Origin of the sequence: Massilia paldalensis (assembly GCF_044901715.1) — a bacterium.
Taxonomy (GTDB): Bacteria; Pseudomonadota; Gammaproteobacteria; order Burkholderiales; family Burkholderiaceae_D; genus Telluria; species Telluria paldalensis.
Map to the genome: position 1 here is coordinate 709682 of NZ_JBJCIU010000002.1, position 19904 is coordinate 729585.

Here is a 19904-nt window from a genome sequence, read left to right on the forward strand (position 1 = left end):
ATGGACCAGAACAAAGACAAGGACAAGGACAAGGACAAGGACAAGGCGCTGGTGCTGTTCGCGCACGGCGCCCGCGCGCCGGGCTGGGCGGCGCCGTTCCAGCGCCTGCGCGAACTGACGGCCGCGCAGCGCCCCGATTGCACCGTCGCGCTGGCCTTCCTCGAACTGATGACGCCGAGCCTGCCCGACGTGGTCGCGCAGCTTCCCGCCGGCGTGCGCCAGGTCACCATCGTGCCCGTGTTCCTGGGGCAGGGCGGGCATTTGCTGCGCGACCTGCCGGAACTGGTCGACGCGCTGCGCGCCACCCATCCTGCCATCCGTTTCACCACCGTCCCCGCTGTCGGCGAAGACCCCTCCGTGCTGGCCGCCATGGCCGCCTACTGCAGCGCCGCTGCCGCCTGATCCCGCGTGGCCAGCCCTCCCTGGGCTGGCCGGATCGTCTGCTTTGTTCATTAACTGTGTTGCATCCGATGCATTTTTAGTTGCCAATACAGTTGAACTCGCAGAAATGTTTCGTTGGTTTTTAGTGATATTGCCGTACGAAAAGTAATTTCTCTGTTGCATTTGCAGTTTCCGTAGGGAATCATGGTGTTCATCCATGCGGCAGCGCGCCCGCGCCGCCGCCAGCGCCTTTGCGAACGACCATCCCATGCCTACCCCTTCGTCTCTCTTCTACGTCCGTCCGGGCTCGACCAGCTATGCCTGGAGTTATGCCGGAACTTCCATGGCGACAGGCGGCGCGAACTTGAACGTGCTCCAAGTCGCCTTCGACGCGTCCAGCCTGCTGGGCCAGCACACCGCGCGCGGCGACCTGCAATACAGTGTCGACGCCGGCAAGACCTGGACCACGTACACGATTCCCGTCGACGGCGAGGGCGCCTATGTCGCCGCCGCCGGCACGCTATGGCGTTTCCAGGACAAGCAGAGCGGTGATTCGGTGACCCCGGACGGCTTCACGGCGCGCTACAAGCTGGCCGACGGCAGCATCGTCGCGGAGGATGCCACGGTCGTGCCCGACACCCAGCCGGTCGGCCTGCAGGGTGCGAACGACACCGTGTTCTCGACGATGGCGGCGGGCAACGTGGTCGACGTGCTGTCCCCGGTCGACACGGGCTCCCAGGTCGGCGGACGCTGGGTGATCGACAGCCAGTCCGTGTCCGGCCTGTTCTCGATCGCCTACGATCCCCTGACCGACACCAGCGCGCGCCTCGTGGTGGCCGATCCGGCCCGGATCCCGGAGACGGGCCTGGCCGCGTCGGTGACCATCCACTACTACGACCGCTACCAGATCGATGCCGCCACCGGCAAGCCGTTCAACAGCACGTCCGGCGTGACGCGCACGCTGAACTACACGATCAAGGACGGCAATACGGATTCGCTCCCGGGCCTGTCCAACGAATCCAAGCTGGGCGCCGCGAGCGGCAGCTACAGCGCCAGCCCGGCCCTGGCGACCCTGTCGACGGGCGGCTTCGTCGCCGTCTGGCAGGGCGTTGACAAGGCGGCCGGCGGCGCCGGCTACGGCCTGTGGGCGCAGCTGCGCGATGCCGGCGGCACGGCGCTGGGCAGCGCCTTCGCGCTGACCCCGGACGGCGACGCCAGCATCGAGGGCCAGCCGGCCGTGGCCGCGCTGGCGGGCGGCCGCTTCGTCGTGGCCTATGCGGTGACCACCGGCGGCGTGGACAAGATCGCCTACCGCGTGGTGGAAGCCAACGGCACGGCCGGCGCCGAGCGCGTGGTCGATGCCGGGGCGGCGGGCGACGCCGCCATGCCGGCGCTGACCGCCTTGTCCGACGGCAGCGTCGCGCTGGCCTGGCGCAGCGGCGGCATCGTGCACGTGCAGCAGGTCGGCCGTGACGGCGCCCTCATCGGCGCGCAGCAGGACATCGGCATGCTGGCCTCGGCCAACAGCCCGAGCATCGCGGCGCTGCCGAACGGCGGCTGGGTCGTGTCCTGGGGCGAGATGAACGACGGTAACGTATACGCGGCGCTGAAGGGCGGCGCCGCCTTCCTGGCCAGCGGCGACGGCTATGCGGCCAGCTACACCACGGTGGCCCCGCTGCCGCACGTGACGGTGCTGGCCGGCGGCGGCTTCGTCGTGGCCTGGGACAGCTATTACAACGACCAGCGCGGCTTCTCGATCAGCGACATCTTCTTCCAGCGCTTCGACGCCGCCGGCCGTCCATTGGACGGCATGGTGCAGGCCAACGTGGCATCGGGCGGCGGCCGCTATGATGCCGCCGTCACGGCGCTGTCCGACGGCGGCTTCCTGGTCGCCTGGCAGGGCGACGACGGCGCCGGCAACGGCATCTACGGCCGCCGCTTCGGCGCCGACGGCAGCGCGATCGACCTGGAAGAGTTCTCGCTGAACCAGCTGCGCGCCGGCGAGCAGACCAGCCCGGACGTGACGGCGCTGCCCGGCGGCGGCTTCGCGGCCGCGTGGGTCGACACGGGTGACGATGGCCATGCCAGCATCGAAGTGCGCGTGCTGCCCGGCAGCGCGAACACGGCAACCGGCGGCGCCGGCCAGAGCGGCGGCACGAGCGACGTCTCGGCGCCCGTTGCAACGAAGCCCGTCGCCACGCCCGGCACCCCGGTGACGACGGCGCCCGCGCCGGCGGTCAGCACCCCGGCACCGAGCACGCCGACACCCAGCACGCCGACACCCAGCACGCCCGTCGGCAGCGGGTCCAGCACATCTGCCGGCACGTCGCCGTCCAAGGTCGTCGGTTCCGTCGGCGCCGACAAGCTGGCGGCGCCGACGGGCACCATGACGCTGAACGGCATGGAAGGCCTGGACACCGTCGTTTATGGCGGCAAGGCCTCGGCCTATACGGTCGGCAAGAGCGGTGGCAGCTTCGTGGTCAAGGCCCTCGACGGCAGCGCCACGACCACGCTGACCAATGTCGAGCGCGTCCAGTTCAGCGACAAGACGGTGGCGCTGGACATTCAGGGCGATGCCGGCGAAGCCTATCGCCTGTACCAGGCCGCCTTCAACCGTACGCCGGACAAGGCGGGACTGGGATACTGGATCGATTCGCTCGACAAGGGCAACGACCTGCACCAGGTGGCGCAGGCCTTCGTCACCAGCGCCGAATTCGTCGGCTTGTACGGCGCGAACGCGAGCGATGCGCAGTTCGTGGACGCCCTCTACCAGAACGTGCTGCACCGTACTCCCGATGCGGCGGGCTACGATTTCTGGGTCGACGCAATGCACCGCGCCAGCCGTGCCGACGTGCTCGTCGAATTCAGTGAAAGTGCGGAGAACCAGGCGCAGGTGATCGGCAGCATCCAGAACGGGATCGAGTTCACGCCCTGGGCGTGATACGGATGCCGTCGCCGCGCAGGGTGCCTCATGCAAGAAATTGGGCCCCTGCCTTCGCAGGGGTGACGGATTGCGCAGCTGGGCTGGTCAATCCGACAGCTGTTGCGGCCGTCGCTGCAAGGCTTCGCCGATCATCACCAGCACGGGGCCGTGCGCCATCTCGAGGCCGTGGGCCAGGGTGGACAGCGTCAGGCGCAGGATGCGCTGGTCCGGGCGGCTGCAGTTCTCGACCACGACGACGGGCAGGTCGGGGCGGCGGCCTTCGGCCAGCAGGCGCTCGGCGGTGGCGGCGGCTTCGCGGCCGCCCATGTACTGCACCAGGGTGTCGGTTTCGGGCAGGGCAGGGTGGTCCGGCTGGTCGGGCGCGGTACTGGACGTGAAGAAGGCGACGCTGCGCGCCACGCCGCGCTTGGTGAGCGGCTGGCGGGTGGCGGCCGCCGCGGCGACGGCCGTGGTGATGCCGGGGACGATGTCGACGGCGATGCCTTCCGCTTCCAGCGCGCGCAATTCCTCGTCGGCGCGGCCGAACAGCATCGGGTCGCCGCCCTTCAGGCGCACCACGCGCGCGTAGCGGCGCGCGCAATCGACCAGCTGCTGGTTGATGACGGCCTGCGCCGTCGAGCGCTGGCCGGAGCGCTTGCCCACCGAGATCAGCTCGGCCTGCGGGCACAGCGCCAGCATCTCGGGCGTGACGAGGGCGTCGTACAGCACGACCTCGGCCTCGGCGAGCAGGCGCGCGCCGCGTACGGTGATGAGGTCAGCCGCGCCGGGTCCGGCTCCGATCAAATACACTTTCCCCAGCGCCGACATACATCCCCTTCGTTCGATTGCGTCAAAGCCGAATCATACCGGCTGCAACGGTCTGGTGGGTAACTTCGTCGATGAGGATGAAGGCCCCGGTGGCGCGGATGGCGTCGTAGGCGTCGGCCGCCAGCGGCTGCTGGACGGTGAGCCGGATGCGCGCGATGTCGTTCAGCTTGAGCCCTTCCGCCGCATTGTCCGGCGCGCGGCGCTGCTGGGTATTGACGTCCAGGATGCTGTCGACGCCCGTCACCTTGGCCATGGTCTGGCGCGTGCCGTGCTTGATCCAGTACTTGCGGCGCAGGTCGAGCGGCTCGTCGGCCATCCAGCACACGTCGGCCTCCACCTGCTTGAGCAGCGTGGCCGGCTGGGCCGCTCCCGCGAGCACGTCGCCGCGCGAGATGTCCACGTACTCGTCCAGCAGCAGCGTGATCGACTGGCCGGCGACGGCCTGCTGCAGCGGACCGTCGAAGGTCAGGATCTCCTTGACGGTGGCGCCGTGGCCCGACGGCTGGACGACGAGCTTGTCGCCGACGGCGACCTTGCCCGATTCCACGCGGCCCATGTAGCCGCGGAAGTCGTTGGCTTCGTGGCCGTTGTGGCGCGCCACCAGCTGCACGGGGAAGCGGAACGGGGCCGCATGGGCTTCGTCGTAGACCGACAGGCCTTCGAGCAGTTCGATCAGCGTCGGGCCTTCGTACCAGGGCATGTTGCCGCCGTGCTCGACGACGTTGTCGCCGGCCAGCGCCGACAGCGGGATCGCCGTGATGTCCTTCAGGCCCAGGCTCTGCGCGAAGGCGCCGTAGGCGGCCACGATGCGGTCGTACACGCCGCGGTCGTAGTTCACCAGGTCCATCTTGTTGACGGCCACGATCACGTGTTCGATCTGCAGCAGCCTGGCGATGGTCGAGTGGCGTTTCGTCTGCGTCAGCAGTTCCACCGAGCCGTCATCGCCCAGTTTTACTTTCGACACGTCGACGAGGATGATGACGGCATCCGCCGTCGACGCGCCCGTCACCATGTTGCGGGTGTACTGCTCGTGGCCCGGCGTGTCGGCGATGATGAACTTGCGCTTGGGCGTGGCGAAGTAGCGGTAGGCGACGTCGATCGTGATGCCCTGTTCGCGCTCCGCTTCCAGGCCGTCCGTCAGCAGCGACAGGTCGATGGTGTCGCCCACGGTGCGCTTGTGCCTGGAGCGCGACACGGCGGCCAGCTGGTCGGCGAAGATGCCCTTGCTGTCGTACAGCAGGCGGCCGATCAGCGTGCTCTTGCCGTCGTCGACGGAACCGGCGGTGATGAAGCGCAGCAGGCCGGCCTGGCCGTCGTGCTGGTCGTCGAGTTGTTCGGTCAGTGCGTTCATCAGAAATATCCTTGCTTCTTGCGTTTTTCCATCGACGCTTCCGAGGTCTGGTCGTCCATCCGGGTCGCGCCGCGTTCCGTCACCTGCGTGATCGCCGTCTCGGCGATGATCGCGCCGACGGTCGATGCATCCGAGGCCACCGGACAGGTGCAGGAGATGTCGCCCACGGTACGGAAGCGCACGGTCTGCGTCTCGACCTGCTCGCCCTCGCGCGCCGGGGTCAGCGGGGTCAGCGGCACCAGCAGGCCGTTGCGGGGGATGACGTCGCGCTGGTGGGCGAAATAAATCGAGGGCAGGGCCAGCTTTTCGCGGGCGATGTACTGCCACACGTCCAGCTCGGTCCAGTTCGAGATGGGGAACACGCGCATGTTCTCGCCCGGGTGCACGCGGGTGTTATACAAGTCCCACAGCTCGGGACGCTGGGCCTTCGGGTCCCACTGGCCGAATTCGTCGCGGAACGAGAAGATGCGCTCCTTGGCGCGGGCCTTTTCCTCGTCGCGGCGGGCGCCGCCGATGCAGGCGTCGAAGCCGTACTCGGCGATGGTCTCCAGCAGCGTGACGGCTTGCGCGGCATTGCGCGAGTCCGTCTGCGGATTGCGCAGGCGTACGGTGCCCTTCTTGATCGATTCCTCGACCGAGCCCACGATCAGGCGCTCGCCCAGCTCGGCCACGCGGGCGTCGCGGAAGGCGATGACTTCGTCGAAGTTGTGGCCCGTGTCGATGTGCACGAGGGGAAAGGGGAATTTGCCGGGGCGGAAGGCCTTCTCGGCGAGGCGCAGCAGCACCACCGAGTCCTTGCCGCCCGAGAACAGCAGCGCCGGATTCGTGCATTCGGCCGCCACCTCGCGCAGGATGTGGATCGCTTCCGATTCCAGGGCGTCGAGGTGGCGCGCGTTGACCTTGCTTATTTTGTCGTCGCGCAGCGTATCCGGGTTGTCAGTGATAGTCGTCATGGGGCTTGCCTGTCTGTGTGCGGCCGCGTCAGGCGGCCACGGATTTGATACGGATGAGTTTGCCGTCCACGAGGTGCAGTCCGCATTCCTTCGATTCCGGGTTTTCCCACCACCAGCGACCGGCGCGCACGTCCTCGCCCGGCTGGACCGCGCGGGTGCAGGGCTCGCAGCCGATCGATGGATAGCCGCGGTCGTGCAGGGCGTTGTAGGGCACGCCTTCGGCGCGGATGTAGTTCCACACGTCTTCTTCGGACCAGTCGGCCAGCGGATTGAATTTCTCCATGCCGTGGGCGGCGTCGTGTTCCTGCACGGCCAGCTCGGCGCGCGTGCTCGACTGGGCGCGGCGCTGGCCCGTGATCCAGGCTTTCTTGCCCGCCAGGGCGCGGCCCAGAGGCTCGACCTTGCGCACGTAGCAGCAGCCCTTGCGCAGCTCGACGCTGTCGTAGAAGGCGTTCAGGCCGTTCTTGCCGACGTACTCGTCGACCAGCGCCGCCTGCGGGCGGTACAGGGCGATCTCGTGGCCGTAGCGTTCCTTGACCTTGTCCAGCACGGCCAGCGTTTCCGCGTGCAGGCGGCCCGTCTCCAGCGAAAAGATGGAGATCGGCAGGCCCGCCTTCAGGATCAGGTCCGTCAGGACCATGTCCTCGGCGGCCAGGCTGGAGGCGAAGGTGGCGGGCGAGAACTCGGCGGCGATGCGTTCCAGGATGGCGCGGGTCGCGGCCACGCGCGCGTTCAGGTCGCTCATGGCTGGTCCTGGGCGCCGCTCGGCCCGACACCGCGGTGGGCCCGGCGGAACAGGGGCAGCGGCGTGTCGACGGACGCCTGGTAGGTCTGCGAGAACACGGTCAGGCCCTTGAGTGCCTCGTGGATGTCGCGGTCCGGGCGCGTGGCGTAGGCGTCGAAGCCGCAGCGCTGCATCTGGAACAGCTGGTCGCGCAGCACGTCGCCGATGGCGCGCAGCTCGCCCTGATACCCCAAACGACGCCGCAGGTTGTAGGCGATCGAATAGCCGCGGCCGTCCGTGAATTTCGGGAAGTCGACGGCGACCACGCCGAAGCGGCCGAGGTCGTCCTTGACCGTGTGGGCCAGCTCGTCCGGCGCGAACCAGATGCCGATGTCGGCGCGCTGCAGCAATTGCTCGCGCTGGGCTTGCCACACGGCGAGGGGAACGATGATCTTGCCGGCCGGGACGTCGACGGTGTCGGGCGCCTGGCCCTCGTCGAGGGTCAGGACGCTCCAGTCGTCGGCGACCACGTCGCGGCCCTTGATGATGTGGGGGTGCTGATTAAGCATGCTGCTCTTCTCCGGCGGTTGCTGCGGCCACGATCGGCGTGGCGTACACGTGTTCCTTGAACGGCGCGATGCCCAGGCGCTGCGCCACGTCGACGAAGCGCTCGCCCTCGACGCGTTCGCGCACATAGACGTCGAGCAGGCGCTGCACGACTTCCGGCATCTGCGGCGCCGAGAACGAGGGGCCGATGATCTTGCCGATGGCCGACTGGTTGCCCTGGGCGCCGCCGATCGACACCTGGTACCACTCGGCACCGTCCTTGTCGACGCCGAGGATGCCGATGTGGCCCACGTGGTGGTGGCCGCAGGCGTTGATGCAGCCGGAGATGTTCAGCTCGATGTCGCCGATGTCGTGCTGGTAGTCGAGGTCGTCGAAGCGCTGGGCGATGGCGGCCGCGATCGGGATCGATTTCGCGTTGGCCAGCGAGCAGTAATCGCCGCCCGGGCAGGAAATGATGTCGGTCAAGAGGCCGATGTTCGGCGTGGCCATGCCGTGCGCCCTGGCCTGCTGCCACACCTCGTACAGCTGCGACTGCTCGACGTCGGCCAGCACGAGGTTCTGCTCGTGCGTCACGCGCAGTTCGCCGAAGCTGTAGCGGTCGGCCAGGTCGGCGACGACGTCCATCTGGTCGGCCGAGGCATCGCCCGGCGGCACGCCCGTCTTCTTCAGCGACAGCACGACCGAGGCATAGCCCGGCACCTTGTGCGGCTTGACGTTGCGCTGCAGCCAGTTGGCGAAGGCGCGGTCGCCCGCGTGGTCCGCCAGCGGATCGACGGCGGCCAGCGTTCGATAGGGCTTCGGATTGAACCAGACGGCCACGCGGTCCAGTTCTTCCCTGGTCAGCGTTTCCGGGCCGCCCTTGAGGTCGGCGAACTCCTGCTCGACCATGCGCGCGAATTCCTCGGCGCCCACGGCCTTCACGAGGATCTTGATGCGGGCCTTGTACTTGTTGTCGCGGCGGCCGAACTGGTTGTACACGCGCATCACGGCTTCCGTGTAGGTCAGCAGGTCGGTCCAATGGACGAACTCGTTGATGACGCTGCCCAGGATCGGGGTACGGCCCATGCCGCCTCCGACCATGAACTTGAAGCCGACTTCGCCCGCCGCATTGCGCACGGCGGTCAGGCCGATGTCGTGCACGGCGATGGCGGCGCGGTCCTCGACGGCACCGTTGATGGCGATCTTGAACTTGCGCGGCAGCGCGATGAACTCGGGGTGGAAGGTGCTCCACTGGCGCAGGATCTCGGCGAACGGGCGCGGGTCGACGAGCTCGTCGGCCGCGGTGCCCGCGTATTCGTCGGTCGTGATGTTGCGGATGCAATTGCCCGAAGTCTGGATCGCATGCATCTCGACGGAGGCCAGGTCCGTCAGGATGTCCGGGGTCTGTTCCAGTTCGATCCAGTTGAACTGGATGTTCTGGCGCGTGGTGAAGTGGCCGTAGCCACGGTCGTAGGTGCGGGCGATGTGGGCGAACATGCGCATCTGCGCCGTCGACAGCAGGCCGTACGGCACCGCGATGCGCAGCATGTAGGCATGGCGCTGCAGGTACAGGCCGTTCTGCAGGCGCAGCGGGAGGAATTCTTCTTCCGTCAGTTCGTCGGCGAGGCGGCGCCGTACCTGGTCACGGTACTGGGCGATGCGTTCGCGGACGATGAGGTGGTCGTACTGGTCGTAGCGATACATGGCGATTCCTGGGGGCGTTCCTGTGGGGGCGGGCCAAGTCCTGACCCAAACTACCTGGAATATTAATAAAATGACGCTTTATTCCAAACTACCGAGAATTTATTTGCTTATATGAGCCTGCGGCATAAGCAAGCTTGTAAAATGCTGGTCAGGGATTGATAACCAGACAAAATGAACCTTCACCAATTACGCTTCGTACGTGAAGCGGTCCGCCAGAATTTCAACCTGACCGACGCCGCCAAGGCGCTGTTCACGTCGCAACCGGGCGTCTCCAAGGCCATCATCGAGCTGGAGGAAGAGCTCGGCGTCGACATCTTCACGCGCCACGGCAAGCGCATCCGCGGACTGACGGAACCGGGCCGCCTGGTGCTGAACTCGGTCGAGCTGATCATGCAGGAGATCGACAGCCTCAAGCGCATCGGCAAGGAATACGCGGCCCAGGACAGCGGCAGCTTCACCATCGCCACCACCCACACGCAGGCGCGCTACATGCTGCCGAAGGTGGTGCAGGGCTTCATGCAGCGCTTTCCCAAGGTGCGCCTGTCGCTGCTGCAGGGCAATCCGCGCCAGATCGCCGACATGGTCAAGAACGACCAGGCCGACCTGGCCATCGCGACCGAGTCGATCGCCGCCGTCGACGGCCTGATCACGCTGCCGTGCTACCAGTGGGAGCACGTGCTGGTGGTGCCGCACGAGCATCCGCTGACCCGTTCGAAGGCGATTTCGCTGGAAGAGATCGCGGAATACCCGCTGATCACGTACGATGCCGCCTTCGCCGGCCGCAGCAAGGTGGATCACGCCTTCGAGCTGCGCCACCTGAAGCCGGACGTGCTGCTGGAAGCGATCGACGCCGACGTCATCAAGACCTATGTGGAGCTGGGCATGGGCGTCGGCATCATCGCCGGCATGGCCTTCGACCCGGAGCGCGACCGCAACCTGCGCGCGATCCCCGTGGGCCAGCTGTTCGGCATGAACGTCTCGCGCGTGGCCGTCAAGCATGGCGCCTACCTGCGCAGCTATGTGTACACCTTCATCGAGCTGCTGGCACCGACCCTCAACCGCAAGATGGTCGAGGCCGCGATGCGCGGCAGCAGCGAAACCTATGAGCTATAAAGAAGCAAGCAATGACTGATTCGACCGACAAGGACCGCGACGCCGTCGCCCGCTACTACGCCGCCATCGCGGCGGACTACGACGCCATCGAGGAAGACGAGGAGCGCAGCGAAGACATCGAGGAAGTGGCCGACGGCGTCGCCGGCCTGGTGGAAGGCATGACGGTGCTGGAACTGGCCTGCGGCACGGGCCGCTTCACGGAGATCCTGGCCGACGTGGCCGGCCACGTGATCGCCGTCGACAGCGAGCCGGCGATGCTGGAACAGGCCCGCGAGCGCGGCCTGGACGAGGACCTCGTCACTTTCGTGCAGGCCGACGCGCTGGACCTGCCGGCCGACCTGGTGCCGGACGGCGTCGATCCCGTGAAGGCCGTGTTCACGGGTTTCTGGTGGTCGCACCTGACGCGCGCGCACCAGGAGCAGCTGCTGGCGACGCTGCGCAAGCGCCTGGGCAAGGACGTGCTGCTGATCGTACTGGACGAAAACTACATCGAAGGCATGAGCCTGCCCGTGGCGCGCACCGATGCCCAGGGCAATACCTGGCAGATCGTGAACACCCCGGACGGCGAGCGCATCGAGCTGCCGAAGAACTACCCGACCGACAGCAGCCTCAAGAAGCGGCTGGCGAACGTGGCGCGCGAGATCCGCGTGGCGCGCTGGGATACGGTGTGGGTGCTGACCTGCCGCTTGAAATAGCGGGCGTGGCATCGGTGGCACGTGGTGCCCACCCTACGTGAATTGTGAGGCGTTAATTGAAAACGGCGGTGGGGATTGCTCCCTCACCGCCGTTTTTCGCAGGGTGGGCATCGTGATTGATGCCCCCGGCATCAATCACCCCACCACATGGTCACCCGATTAGAAGGTGTGACGGACGCCCAGCGACAGCACTTTCGGATCCGCGCCCAGCGAGGTGGCCGGCGGAGCGATGGTGACCGACGACGAGGTCAGGCCGAACACGCTGATGCGGTTGTTGTCCAGGTCGGCGTACGACGCGTACAGGTTGGTACGCTTCGACAGCGAGTAGGTGTAGGCCAGTGCCCAGGTGTTGCCCTTGGCGTCGCCTTGTTTCTGCTGCTGGAAGTTGGCGTACACGCGGTGCATGCCGAACGGCATCGAGCCGCCCAGGTTGTACTGCTTGTACTTGGCCGGGGTGCCGGCGCGGTCGGCCTGCATCCAGTTGCCTTTCAGTTCGAAGCCGCCCAGTTGGTCGAACTTGTAGGCGGCGCCGATCGTCGATTCCTTGTCATCGTCGGTCGCCAGGCGCTTGATGGTGTGGTAAGCACCGCCAACGTACAGGCCGCCCAGCGTGTATTCCAGGCCGACGCCTTTCAGGTCGCCGTTCGGCACGTTCGGGGTAGTTGCGGTCTTGGCTTCGCCGGCGGCGTAGGCGGCCAGCAGCTTCAGGCCGCCGAACGATGCGCTCTTGTAGCTCACCGAGTTGTTCATGCGGCGGGTCAGGCGGTTCGTGGTGAACGCCGACAGGTTCGAGCCGTAGAAGCCCTGGCCGAAGGCGTCGGTGGCAGCGGCGACCGAGGCGATCGGCGAGTATTCGCGGCCCAGGGTGATGGCGCCGAAGTCGCCTTCCAGGCCCACCACTGCGCGGCGCTGGAACAGGTTCGAGTCGGCGGCGCCGGTATCGATCGAGGCGCCGGCTTCCAGGTTGAAGATGGCTTTCAGGCCATTGCCCAGGTCTTCCGAGCCTTTGAAGCCGAAGCGGCTGCTCGACTGGTTGCCCGAGTTGACCACGGTGGTGCGGCCTTCCGGACCGCCGGTGTCCTGGGACGAGATGGCAGCGTCCAGGATACCGTACAGGGTCACGTTGGATTGGGCGGCGGCGAACAGCGGGGTAGCGGCTACCAGGGCGGCAACCAGGCGTTTGGCTTGCATTCAGGATTCTCCAATTAGATGTCGTTCGAGTCAGGGGGTCTTTCCTTTTTGGAACGACCTCAGTGATCGGGGGGCATCTTATCGGAGCAGTATGTCGTTTTGATGACAAAACGAAACGTTGCTATTACACCACATACTATTGTCTTTTTGCCGCTTGCGCCATCGCCTTATGCCAGGTGACCAGCCACGGGCAGCACGATGTCGATCCGGGTGCCGACCGGTTCGTCGGCACCGATGGTGATATCGCCGTGCATGGCCCAGACCCGCTCGCGCATGCCGATCAGGCCCAGCGACTCGGCCTTTTCCATGTCTTCCGGGCGGATGCCGCGGCCATCGTCGCGGATCGTGATCAGGAGTTCATCGTTCAGCCGGAACAAATTCATCGTCACGCTGGTGGCCTCGGCGTGGCGGGCGATGTTGGTCAGCGCTTCCTGGACGATGCGGAAGATCGCCGTGCTGGCGGCATCGTCCAGGCGCAGCTCGGCCTCGTCGGCCAGCAGCGTGCAGGGAATCGCATGGCGCTCGACGAAGTCGTCGCGCAGGCCCTGCAGCGCGAAGAACAGGCCGCCCTCGTCGAGGGCGCGCGGGCGCAGGTTGCTGGCGATGCGGCGCAGCGAGGTGATGGCGGTGAGCAGGTTCGCTTCCATGCCCTGCATCAGGCGCAGGCCGGCCGGGGTGGCGTCGGGCGATTGCTGCAGCAGCGTCAGGTCCATGCGCAGCGAGGCCAGCAGCTGGCCCAGGTCGTCGTGCAGCTCGCGCGCGATGTGCGTGCGCTCCTCCTCGCGGATCGTCTGCAGCGCGGCCGAGAGCTGGCGCAGCTGGTCGTGCGACTGGCTCAGCTTGTCCTGCACGCGGCGCCGCTCCGAGACGTCGCGCATGACCACCGTATAGAACGGCGCCCCTTCGTTGGCGCGCGAAACGGAGCCTTCGATGGGGAAGCGGCGGCCGTCGCTGCGCTTGCCGGTGACGGCATAGTCGGTGGAGCGGCGCCCCGCGCGGCCGCTGCCGGCGCGGAAGAAGTCGGCCGGCTCCTGGATCAGGTCGGCGGGCGCCTCGATATAGCGGCCCAGCGGACTGCCGACCATCTGTTCGACGCTGGTGTCGAACAACTGGGCGGCGGCCGGGTTGGCCATGACGATGATGTTGGACAGGTCGGCCGAGATGATGGCTTCGCTGGCATGGTTGAGGAACTGGCGGCTGGCCGGCACGGTATGGGGCTCCTGGCGTCGGCGCCGGCCCAGCAGGCGGCCGGCGGCGAATCCCAGGGCAACACCGGTTGCGAGCATGGCCGTGCGGGGCAGGCGGCGCGGTGCTGGGGAGCGGGATGCGGGCCAGCCGGAGGAGCGGGGGCGGCGCGGTCGGTTCATGGGAAGGCGACCCTGTCGGGATCAGGCATTACCTTACGCGCTGCGCAGGACGGCTGGCTTGACGCCCGACAATCGTGCCGGGCGCCGCGGCAGCCACTTACATTTGCTTAAACAGGTGCAGGAAGCTGCGGCTGACTTCGAGTTTTTCCGAGCGGCCCTTGACCAGGACCAGGTGGCGGCCGCGGATGTCGCGCGTCACCCCTTCGATGGCATTCACGTTCACCAGCGTGGCGCGGTGGATCTGCCAGAACAGCGCCGGGTCCAGTTCCTCGGCCAGGTCGCGCACGGGCTTGCGGATCAGCGCTTCGAATTTCTCGGTCTGGACGCAGGTATATTTTTCGTCCGACCGGAAGAACAGGATTTCCTCGACGGGGATCATGCGCAGGTCCTGGCCGATGCTGGCCTGGATCCACTGCAGGTATTTCGGCTTGGGCGCGGCGATCTTCTCGGCCAGCTGGCTCAGCATGGCGGTCACCGTGTCGTTGACGTTCGCCGCCTGCGCCTGGGTCGCCGCCGGCGCGGCCAGGCGCTCCTTGAGGCGGTCGACGGTGATCTTGAGGCGCTCGGGCTCGGGCGGCTTCAGCACGTAGTCGATGGCGCCGCGCTCGAACGCCTCGACGGCGTACTCGTCGTAGGCGGTGACGAACACGACCCGGCTGGCGTCGCCGATGTCGCGCGCCGCGTCCATGCCCGTCTTGCCCGGCATGCGGATGTCGAGGAAGGTGAGGTCGGGCTTGAGCTCGGCCACCAGCTGCACGGCTTCGTCGCCGTTCTTGGCCTCGCCCACGATCTGCAGTTCCGGCCATACCTGGGACAGTCGGGTGCGCAGCAGGTCGCGCATCAGTCTTTCGTCATCGGCAATGATTGCGGTAGGCATGGTCGGATCGGATGGGTTGGATTATGTCGATTATTCAATGAAATGCGCCGGCAGGCAATACCCGGGCTGCTTACTTGTCCGCCAGCTGGTAGGGGACTTCGATGGTGGCGATGACGCCGCTGGGGCTGTTCGCGGCGATGTGCAATTGCCCGGCTTCGCCATGCAGCAGCTTCAGGCGCTCGCGGATGTTCGACAGGCCCAGGCCCGTGCCCTTGCTGGGCATGACGCCGAAACCGACGCCGTCGTCGGTGACGGTGACGCGCAGCTTGCTGTCGACGATCTCCGCATTCACGTCCAGGTGGCCGCCCTCGGGCTTGCATTCGAGGCCGTGCTTGATCGCGTTTTCCACCATCGACTGCAGCATCATCGGCGGGAAGGCGGCGCTGCGCAGGCCGGCAGGCACCCGCAGCGTCACGGTCAGGCGTTCCTCCATGCGCATCTTGAGCAGGTCGAGGTAGGCGTTGACCATGTCGAGCTCGCGCCCCAGGTTCGTCGAGAGGTTGGCGTCGCGCATCTGCGGGATCACGGCGCGCAGGTACTGGATCAGCGTGCGCTGCATGGCCGAGGCGCGCGGCGGGTCCGTCTCGATCAGGTGCTCGACCGAGGCCAGCGTATTGAACAGGAAGTGCGGCTCGACCTGGGCCTGCATGGCCTGCATCTTCGCCTCGGACAGCTGGCGCTGCATCGATTCGCGCTCGGCCGCGGCGGTCGCCGTCTGCATCTCCGCCTCGGCGCGCTTCTTGCCGCCCACCAGCGCCTTGGTGCCGAACAGTGCCAGCACCAGCAGCCAGACGAAGCTGGTGAACCAGGTCGATGCCTGCTTGTGGTAGCTGCGCGCCTTGGCTTCGGCCGCATCGTCGACGGCGGCCTCGATCGCATCGGACAGTTCCTCGCCGATCTGCGGCGGCAGGTCGATATGGACTTCGCCGCCGTTGGGACCGCGCACGGTCTTGGCGACCGGATGGCCGTCGGCCGACCGGGCCGGGGTGGCCGGTGTCGCCGGTGTCGCCGGGGCGGCCGGTGTCGCTGGCGCCGCTGGGGTGGCCGGGGTGGCGGGCGTGGCACCGTCCCCACGGCTCGCCGCTTCCTCGCGCATGGCCTCGGCCGCATCGCGGGCGGCCTGGGTGCGGTCGACGGCGCCTTCTACCTCGGCCGCGTGCCCTGCGGCCTCCTTGGCCGCCTGCTCGGCCTTGGCGGCCTCGGCATCGGGATCGATTGTGACGGGGCGCTGCCCCTTGCGCGGGCTGATGCGGATGCCGTTGTCGTCGATGATGATGCTGGGCTCGTTGCGGCGGGCATTGTGCTCGACGCGCGCCATGTCGTCATCGTGGCTGGAGAACAATTCGTCCTGCAGGATCTGGCCGGCGATCAGCATCAGCGCGGCGAACAGGAAAAACTTCCACCAGGACAGTTGCGTCACCCACGTCGCCACGGCGTCGAACGCGCGATAGGCGGAGGACAGCGTGTGGCTGAGCGTTTGCTGGGTGGAAGAGGGACGGTTCGGCATGAAGCGGTGGCGTGAGCGTGGTGGAGAGCGTGATCGGTGGGCGAAACCGCATGCCCGCATCCCCCAAGCATATTGCTGTCATTGGGATGTTGCAACTTTAGTGCAGTGCGCGCCGTCGTGCCAGCGCCATGCGACAGCCTGCAGGATTCGCGTCCTGGACTGCATCGGACGGAAAAAATAGTGCCGTATAGAAAGACTGTCAATTGGAAATTTTGCGGCGTATGATGGATGAGGTCCTGGCCGCGCCAGCCCATCGTTCCTTGTTTCTCGCCATGAAAGGGGTATGCCGATGTCTGCCGTTCCGAAACGTTACCGCCTAGTCACCCGCAGCGACTTCGATGGCCTGGTCTGCGCGGTCCTGCTCAAGCATCTCGACCTCATCGACGACATCCTGTTCGTCCATCCGAAGGACATGCAGGACGGAAAGATCGCGATTGATGCGGGCGACATCACGACCAATCTGCCCTACGTGGCCGGTGCCCACCTGGCCTTCGACCACCACGCGTCCGAGACCCTGCGCGCCGGCGCCGGCAACAGCCGCGAGAACCACGTGATCGATCCGCGCGCCCCGTCCGCCGCGCGCGTCGTCTACGACTACTACGGCGCCACGCGCGCCTTCCCGGCCGCCTGGCGCGACATGATGGATGCCGTCGACAAGGGCGACGCGGCGCGGTTCTCGCGCGAGGAAGTGCTCGAGCCGCAGGGCTGGAACCTGCTCAATTTCCTGATGGATGCGCGCACGGGCCTGGGACGTTTCCACGACTTCCGCATCTCGAACTACCAGCTCATGATGAGCCTCATCGACGCCTGCCGCAACTACACGATCGACCAGATCATGGCGCTGCCGGACGTGCAGGAGCGGGTCAAGCTGTACTTCGAGCACGATGCGCTGTGCAAGGAGCAGATCCGGCGCTGCGCCCGGGTGCACGGCAACCTGGTCGTGCTCGACCTGCGCGAGGAGCCCGTGATCTATGCGGGCAACCGCTTCATCATCTATGCGCTGTTCCCGGAAACGAACATCTCGATCCACGTGCTGTGGGGCCTGAAGCAGCAGAACACGGTGTTCGCGACCGGCAAGTCGATCCTGAACCGCACGTCGAACACGCATATCGGCGCGCTGATGCTCGAATACGGCGGCGGCGGCCACGAGAATGCGGGCACCTGCCAGGTCTCGAACGACATGGCCGAGGACGTGCTGGGCGCGCTGGTCAAGCGCATCACCAGCGAGGGTTGAGGGACGGCCCTACGCCGGCTGGTGTTCGCGCAACAGTTTTCTTGCTTCTTCCTCCTCGAGCGGCTGGCTGAACCAGGTGCCCTGCACCTGGTCGCAGCCGTGCGACTTCAGGAAGGCCGCCTGCGGCTCGGTCTCGACCGCTTCGCCGACGACTTCCATGTCCAGGTTGTGCCCGATGTCGATCAGGCTCTTGGCCACCGCCGCGCCGCCGTCGGCGAGCGCGTGCACGGTGCCGTGCGCCAGCTTGACCTGGCTCGCGGACAGCTGCTGCAGGTAGCCCAGGTCGCACAGGCCGGCGCCGAAGCCATCCACCGACACGTCCACGCCGAGTCCGCGCAGCTGCTCGGCCAGCTCGCGCCCCAGCGCCGGGTTGCGGATCAGTTCGTCGATGCGCAGGTCCAGCTGCAGGCTGTGCGGCGCCAGCTGCCAGCGCGCCAGCCGCTCCGCCAGCCCGTCCAGGAAACCCGGCTGGGTGTACTCGCGGTAGGATACGTTGACCGTCACCGGCACGTCGCCATGGCCCTGGTCGCGCAGCGAAGCGGCGAAGGCGCAGGCGTGGTCCAGCACCTGCTGGCCGATCTGCACGATGGTTCCGCTTTCCTCGGCCTCGGACAGGAAGCGCGCCGGCGCCAGCACGCCCTGTTCCGGATGGCGCCAGCGCAGCAGCGCCTCGAAGCCGCTGACCTTGCCGGTGGCGACCGCCATGCGCGGCTGGTACAACAGGAACATTTCATCGTTGTCCAGCGCCTCGCGCAGCGCCACTTCGATGCGCTGCTTGGCCTCGTTGCTGGACTTCATATCGCTGGAAAAGAAGTGGACGTCGTTGCGGCCGTTGGCCTTGCCGTGGTACATGGCCAGGTCGGCCGAGCGCACCAGCTCGGCCGCCGTGGCGCCGTCGTGCGGGTACAGCGCGACGCCAACGCTGGCGCCGACGGGGATCTCCCTGCCGTTGAACGAGACGGGGATGACGAAGCTCTGGCGCAGCCGCTCGACCATGCGCAGCGTGAAGCGCAGCGACGGCTGGTTGGCCAAAATCAGCACGAATTCGTCGCCCGACATGCGCGCCACCGTGTCGCTGTCGCGCACCGAGGCCTGCAGGCGCCGCGCCACCACCTTCAGCACCACGTCGCCGGCCTCGTGGCCATAGGTGTCGTTGATCAGCTTGAACTTGTCGAGGTCGATCAGCACCGTGGCTACCAGCGCGTTCTGGCGCTGGGCCAGGTGCAGCGCCTGTTCCAGCCGGTCCCACAGCAGGTTGCGGTTGGCCAGTCCCGTCAACGGGTCGTGGTTGACCTCGTGCTCCAGGTGGGCCGTGCGCAGCTTGGTCGCCGTGACGTCGAGCAGCACGCCGATGTAGTGCGTGACGACGCCATGCTCGTCGTGCACGGGCGTGATGCTCAGGTCGGTCCAGTACAGCTCCCCGTTCTTGCGCAGGTTGCGCATGACCACATGGGCGCTGTGGTGGGCGACGATCGCCTCGCGCAGCGCGCCGCGCTCGGCGGCGTCCATGCCGGGCGCGCCCATCAGGCGCGGGTCGCGGCCGAGGACGTCGCCGGCGGCATAGCCGGTGATGCGCTCGAAGGCCGGGTTGACGTATTCGATGAGGTTGCGCCGGCCTTCGCAGCGGGTGATCAGGATGCCGTTGCTGGCGGCGTGCAGCGCCCGCTCGCGCAGGCGCAACTGCTGTTCGCGAGCGCGCCGCACATCGATGTTGATGCCCATGCCGAACAGGTAGTCGTTGCCGTCGACGTCGACGCGCGCGCCGGACAGCAGCAGCGCCGTCGTGCGCCCGCTGCGGGACACGTAGTCGAGTTCGAAACTGAATTCGCCGCCGTCCTCGAACACGCGGCGCATCGCATCGGCCCAGGTGGGGCGCTGGGGCAGTTCCAGCATCTGGGGCACGCGCGTCACCGCGAGCTCGTCCGGTGTCAGCTCCGTCACGCGCTCGAAATTGCGGTTCCACAACACCAGCCGGCCTTCCCGATCGACGACGTAGAACGTGCCCGGAAACATGTGCACGATGGACGAGAGGGGCGTGCGCGCCACCCGCGTGATCTCCGACGCATCGCGGTCGCCGTCGGTGGCGACGGCCACGGCCCAGCCGAGCAGGCTGCCGTCGCGGTCGAGCTGCGGTGCCAGCACCAGGACGGCGGCCACGGCCCGTCCGGCGCAGTCGAGGTCGACGCGGACCTCGGCATCGCGGTGCGCGTCCCGGTTGCGCATGAGTGCGGCCCAGCCCACGCTCCAGGCATCGCGGCCGGCGGGCGAAAACAGGGTGGTGACGGTGCGTCCGAGGATGCGGGTGGCGTCCAGGCCGAACAGGGCGGCGCAGGCGGCATTCCAGGTGAGGATGTTGCCGGCCTCGTCCGTCATGAAGACGACCCGGGCCGGGTGTTCGGTCTCGGACATGCGCGCACTCCCTCTGGGTCAACTGCCATTGGACAGCAGAAGGTGGCGTCGCGTTCCATCCGAAAACAACAACGGCGTGCCGCAGCACGCCGTCGTCATCG

The 19904-nt window shown here is 67.1% G+C and carries 16 protein-coding genes; 5 read left to right on the plus strand and 11 right to left on the minus strand.

What is annotated here, in order from left to right:
* Together ACI1V7_RS12875 and ACI1V7_RS12880 are read left to right on the plus strand one after the other, a co-directional pair.
* The gene (locus ACI1V7_RS12875) at positions 1-402 is read left to right on the plus strand and encodes a sirohydrochlorin chelatase (RefSeq protein WP_404532146.1); all 402 of its coding nucleotides are present in this window, start codon (positions 1-3) and stop codon (positions 400-402) included.
* A 349-nt stretch (positions 403-751) separates the two neighbouring features.
* Complete coding sequence (locus ACI1V7_RS12880; RefSeq protein ID WP_404532526.1) at positions 752-3322, plus strand: DUF4214 domain-containing protein; 2571 nt, start codon at positions 752-754, stop codon at positions 3320-3322.
* Between the two features lie 87 nt (positions 3323-3409).
* Here the strand turns inward: ACI1V7_RS12880 and cobA are convergent, their stop codons facing one another.
* Genes cobA through ACI1V7_RS12910 form a run of 6 tightly spaced genes read right to left on the minus strand, consistent with a single transcriptional unit; the run spans position 3410 to position 9410 of the window.
* Positions 3410-4132, minus strand: coding sequence for a uroporphyrinogen-III C-methyltransferase (cobA, locus tag ACI1V7_RS12885; protein ID WP_404532147.1), 723 nt, complete (start codon positions 4130-4132; stop codon positions 3410-3412).
* Positions 4133-4154: 22 nt separating this feature from the next.
* Positions 4155-5483 carry a sulfate adenylyltransferase subunit 1 gene (locus tag ACI1V7_RS12890; protein WP_404532148.1) on the minus strand — a complete coding sequence of 443 codons (1329 nt, stop codon included), beginning with the start codon at positions 5481-5483 and terminating at the stop codon, positions 4155-4157.
* The gene (gene cysD, locus ACI1V7_RS12895) at positions 5483-6436 is read right to left on the minus strand and encodes a sulfate adenylyltransferase subunit CysD (RefSeq protein ID WP_404532149.1); all 954 of its coding nucleotides are present in this window, start codon (positions 6434-6436) and stop codon (positions 5483-5485) included. Before cysD ends, ACI1V7_RS12890 begins: the two co-directional genes overlap by 1 nt.
* 28 nt (positions 6437-6464) lie before the next feature.
* Positions 6465-7181 carry a phosphoadenylyl-sulfate reductase gene (locus ACI1V7_RS12900; protein WP_404532150.1) on the minus strand — a complete coding sequence of 239 codons (717 nt, stop codon included), beginning with the start codon at positions 7179-7181 and terminating at the stop codon, positions 6465-6467.
* On the minus strand, positions 7178-7729 hold the full coding sequence (locus tag ACI1V7_RS12905; RefSeq protein ID WP_404532151.1) for a DUF934 domain-containing protein: 552 nt from the start codon (positions 7727-7729) through the stop codon (positions 7178-7180). Before ACI1V7_RS12905 ends, ACI1V7_RS12900 begins: the two co-directional genes overlap by 4 nt.
* Positions 7722-9410 carry a nitrite/sulfite reductase gene (locus ACI1V7_RS12910; RefSeq protein WP_404532152.1) on the minus strand — a complete coding sequence of 563 codons (1689 nt, stop codon included), beginning with the start codon at positions 9408-9410 and terminating at the stop codon, positions 7722-7724. The genes ACI1V7_RS12905 and ACI1V7_RS12910 overlap by 8 nt, the downstream gene beginning before the upstream one ends.
* Positions 9411-9581: 171 nt before the next feature.
* On the opposite strand from ACI1V7_RS12910, the gene ACI1V7_RS12915 reads away from it, so the two are divergent.
* Together ACI1V7_RS12915 and ACI1V7_RS12920 are read left to right on the plus strand one after the other, a co-directional pair.
* Complete coding sequence (locus ACI1V7_RS12915; protein WP_404532153.1) at positions 9582-10523, plus strand: CysB family HTH-type transcriptional regulator; 942 nt, start codon at positions 9582-9584, stop codon at positions 10521-10523.
* 11 nt (positions 10524-10534) lie between these two features.
* Complete coding sequence (locus ACI1V7_RS12920; protein ID WP_404532154.1) at positions 10535-11218, plus strand: class I SAM-dependent methyltransferase; 684 nt, start codon at positions 10535-10537, stop codon at positions 11216-11218.
* A 159-nt stretch (positions 11219-11377) separates the two neighbouring features.
* Here ACI1V7_RS12920 and ACI1V7_RS12925 read toward each other — a convergent pair whose 3' ends face one another.
* The 4 genes from ACI1V7_RS12925 to ACI1V7_RS12940 all read right to left on the minus strand — a co-directional run bounded on the left by ACI1V7_RS12925 (position 11378) and on the right by ACI1V7_RS12940 (position 16160).
* Positions 11378-12409: a porin gene (locus ACI1V7_RS12925; protein ID WP_404532155.1), complete on the minus strand. Its 1032-nt coding sequence runs from the start codon at positions 12407-12409 to the stop codon at positions 11378-11380.
* A gap of 167 nt (positions 12410-12576) precedes the next feature.
* Positions 12577-13695, minus strand: a complete 1119-nt coding sequence (locus tag ACI1V7_RS12930) for a PAS domain-containing sensor histidine kinase (protein WP_404532156.1) — start codon at positions 13693-13695, stop codon at positions 12577-12579.
* A 178-nt stretch (positions 13696-13873) separates the two neighbouring features.
* Entirely contained in the window at positions 13874-14653 is a 780-nt protein-coding gene (locus ACI1V7_RS12935) for a LytR/AlgR family response regulator transcription factor (protein WP_404532157.1), read from the minus strand.
* 70 nt (positions 14654-14723) lie between these two features.
* Positions 14724-16160, minus strand: a complete 1437-nt coding sequence (locus ACI1V7_RS12940; RefSeq protein WP_404532158.1) for a sensor histidine kinase — start codon at positions 16158-16160, stop codon at positions 14724-14726.
* Positions 16161-16449: 289 nt separating this feature from the next.
* On the opposite strand from ACI1V7_RS12940, the gene ACI1V7_RS12945 reads away from it, so the two are divergent.
* Positions 16450-17394 (plus strand): exopolyphosphatase, encoded by a 945-nt coding sequence (locus tag ACI1V7_RS12945; RefSeq protein ID WP_404532527.1) that lies wholly within the window; start codon positions 16450-16452, stop codon positions 17392-17394.
* 9 nt (positions 17395-17403) lie between these two features.
* Here the strand turns inward: ACI1V7_RS12945 and ACI1V7_RS12950 are convergent, their stop codons facing one another.
* Positions 17404-19803: a sensor domain-containing protein gene (locus ACI1V7_RS12950; protein WP_404532159.1), complete on the minus strand. Its 2400-nt coding sequence runs from the start codon at positions 19801-19803 to the stop codon at positions 17404-17406.
* Between the last annotated feature and the right edge of the window lie 101 nt (positions 19804-19904).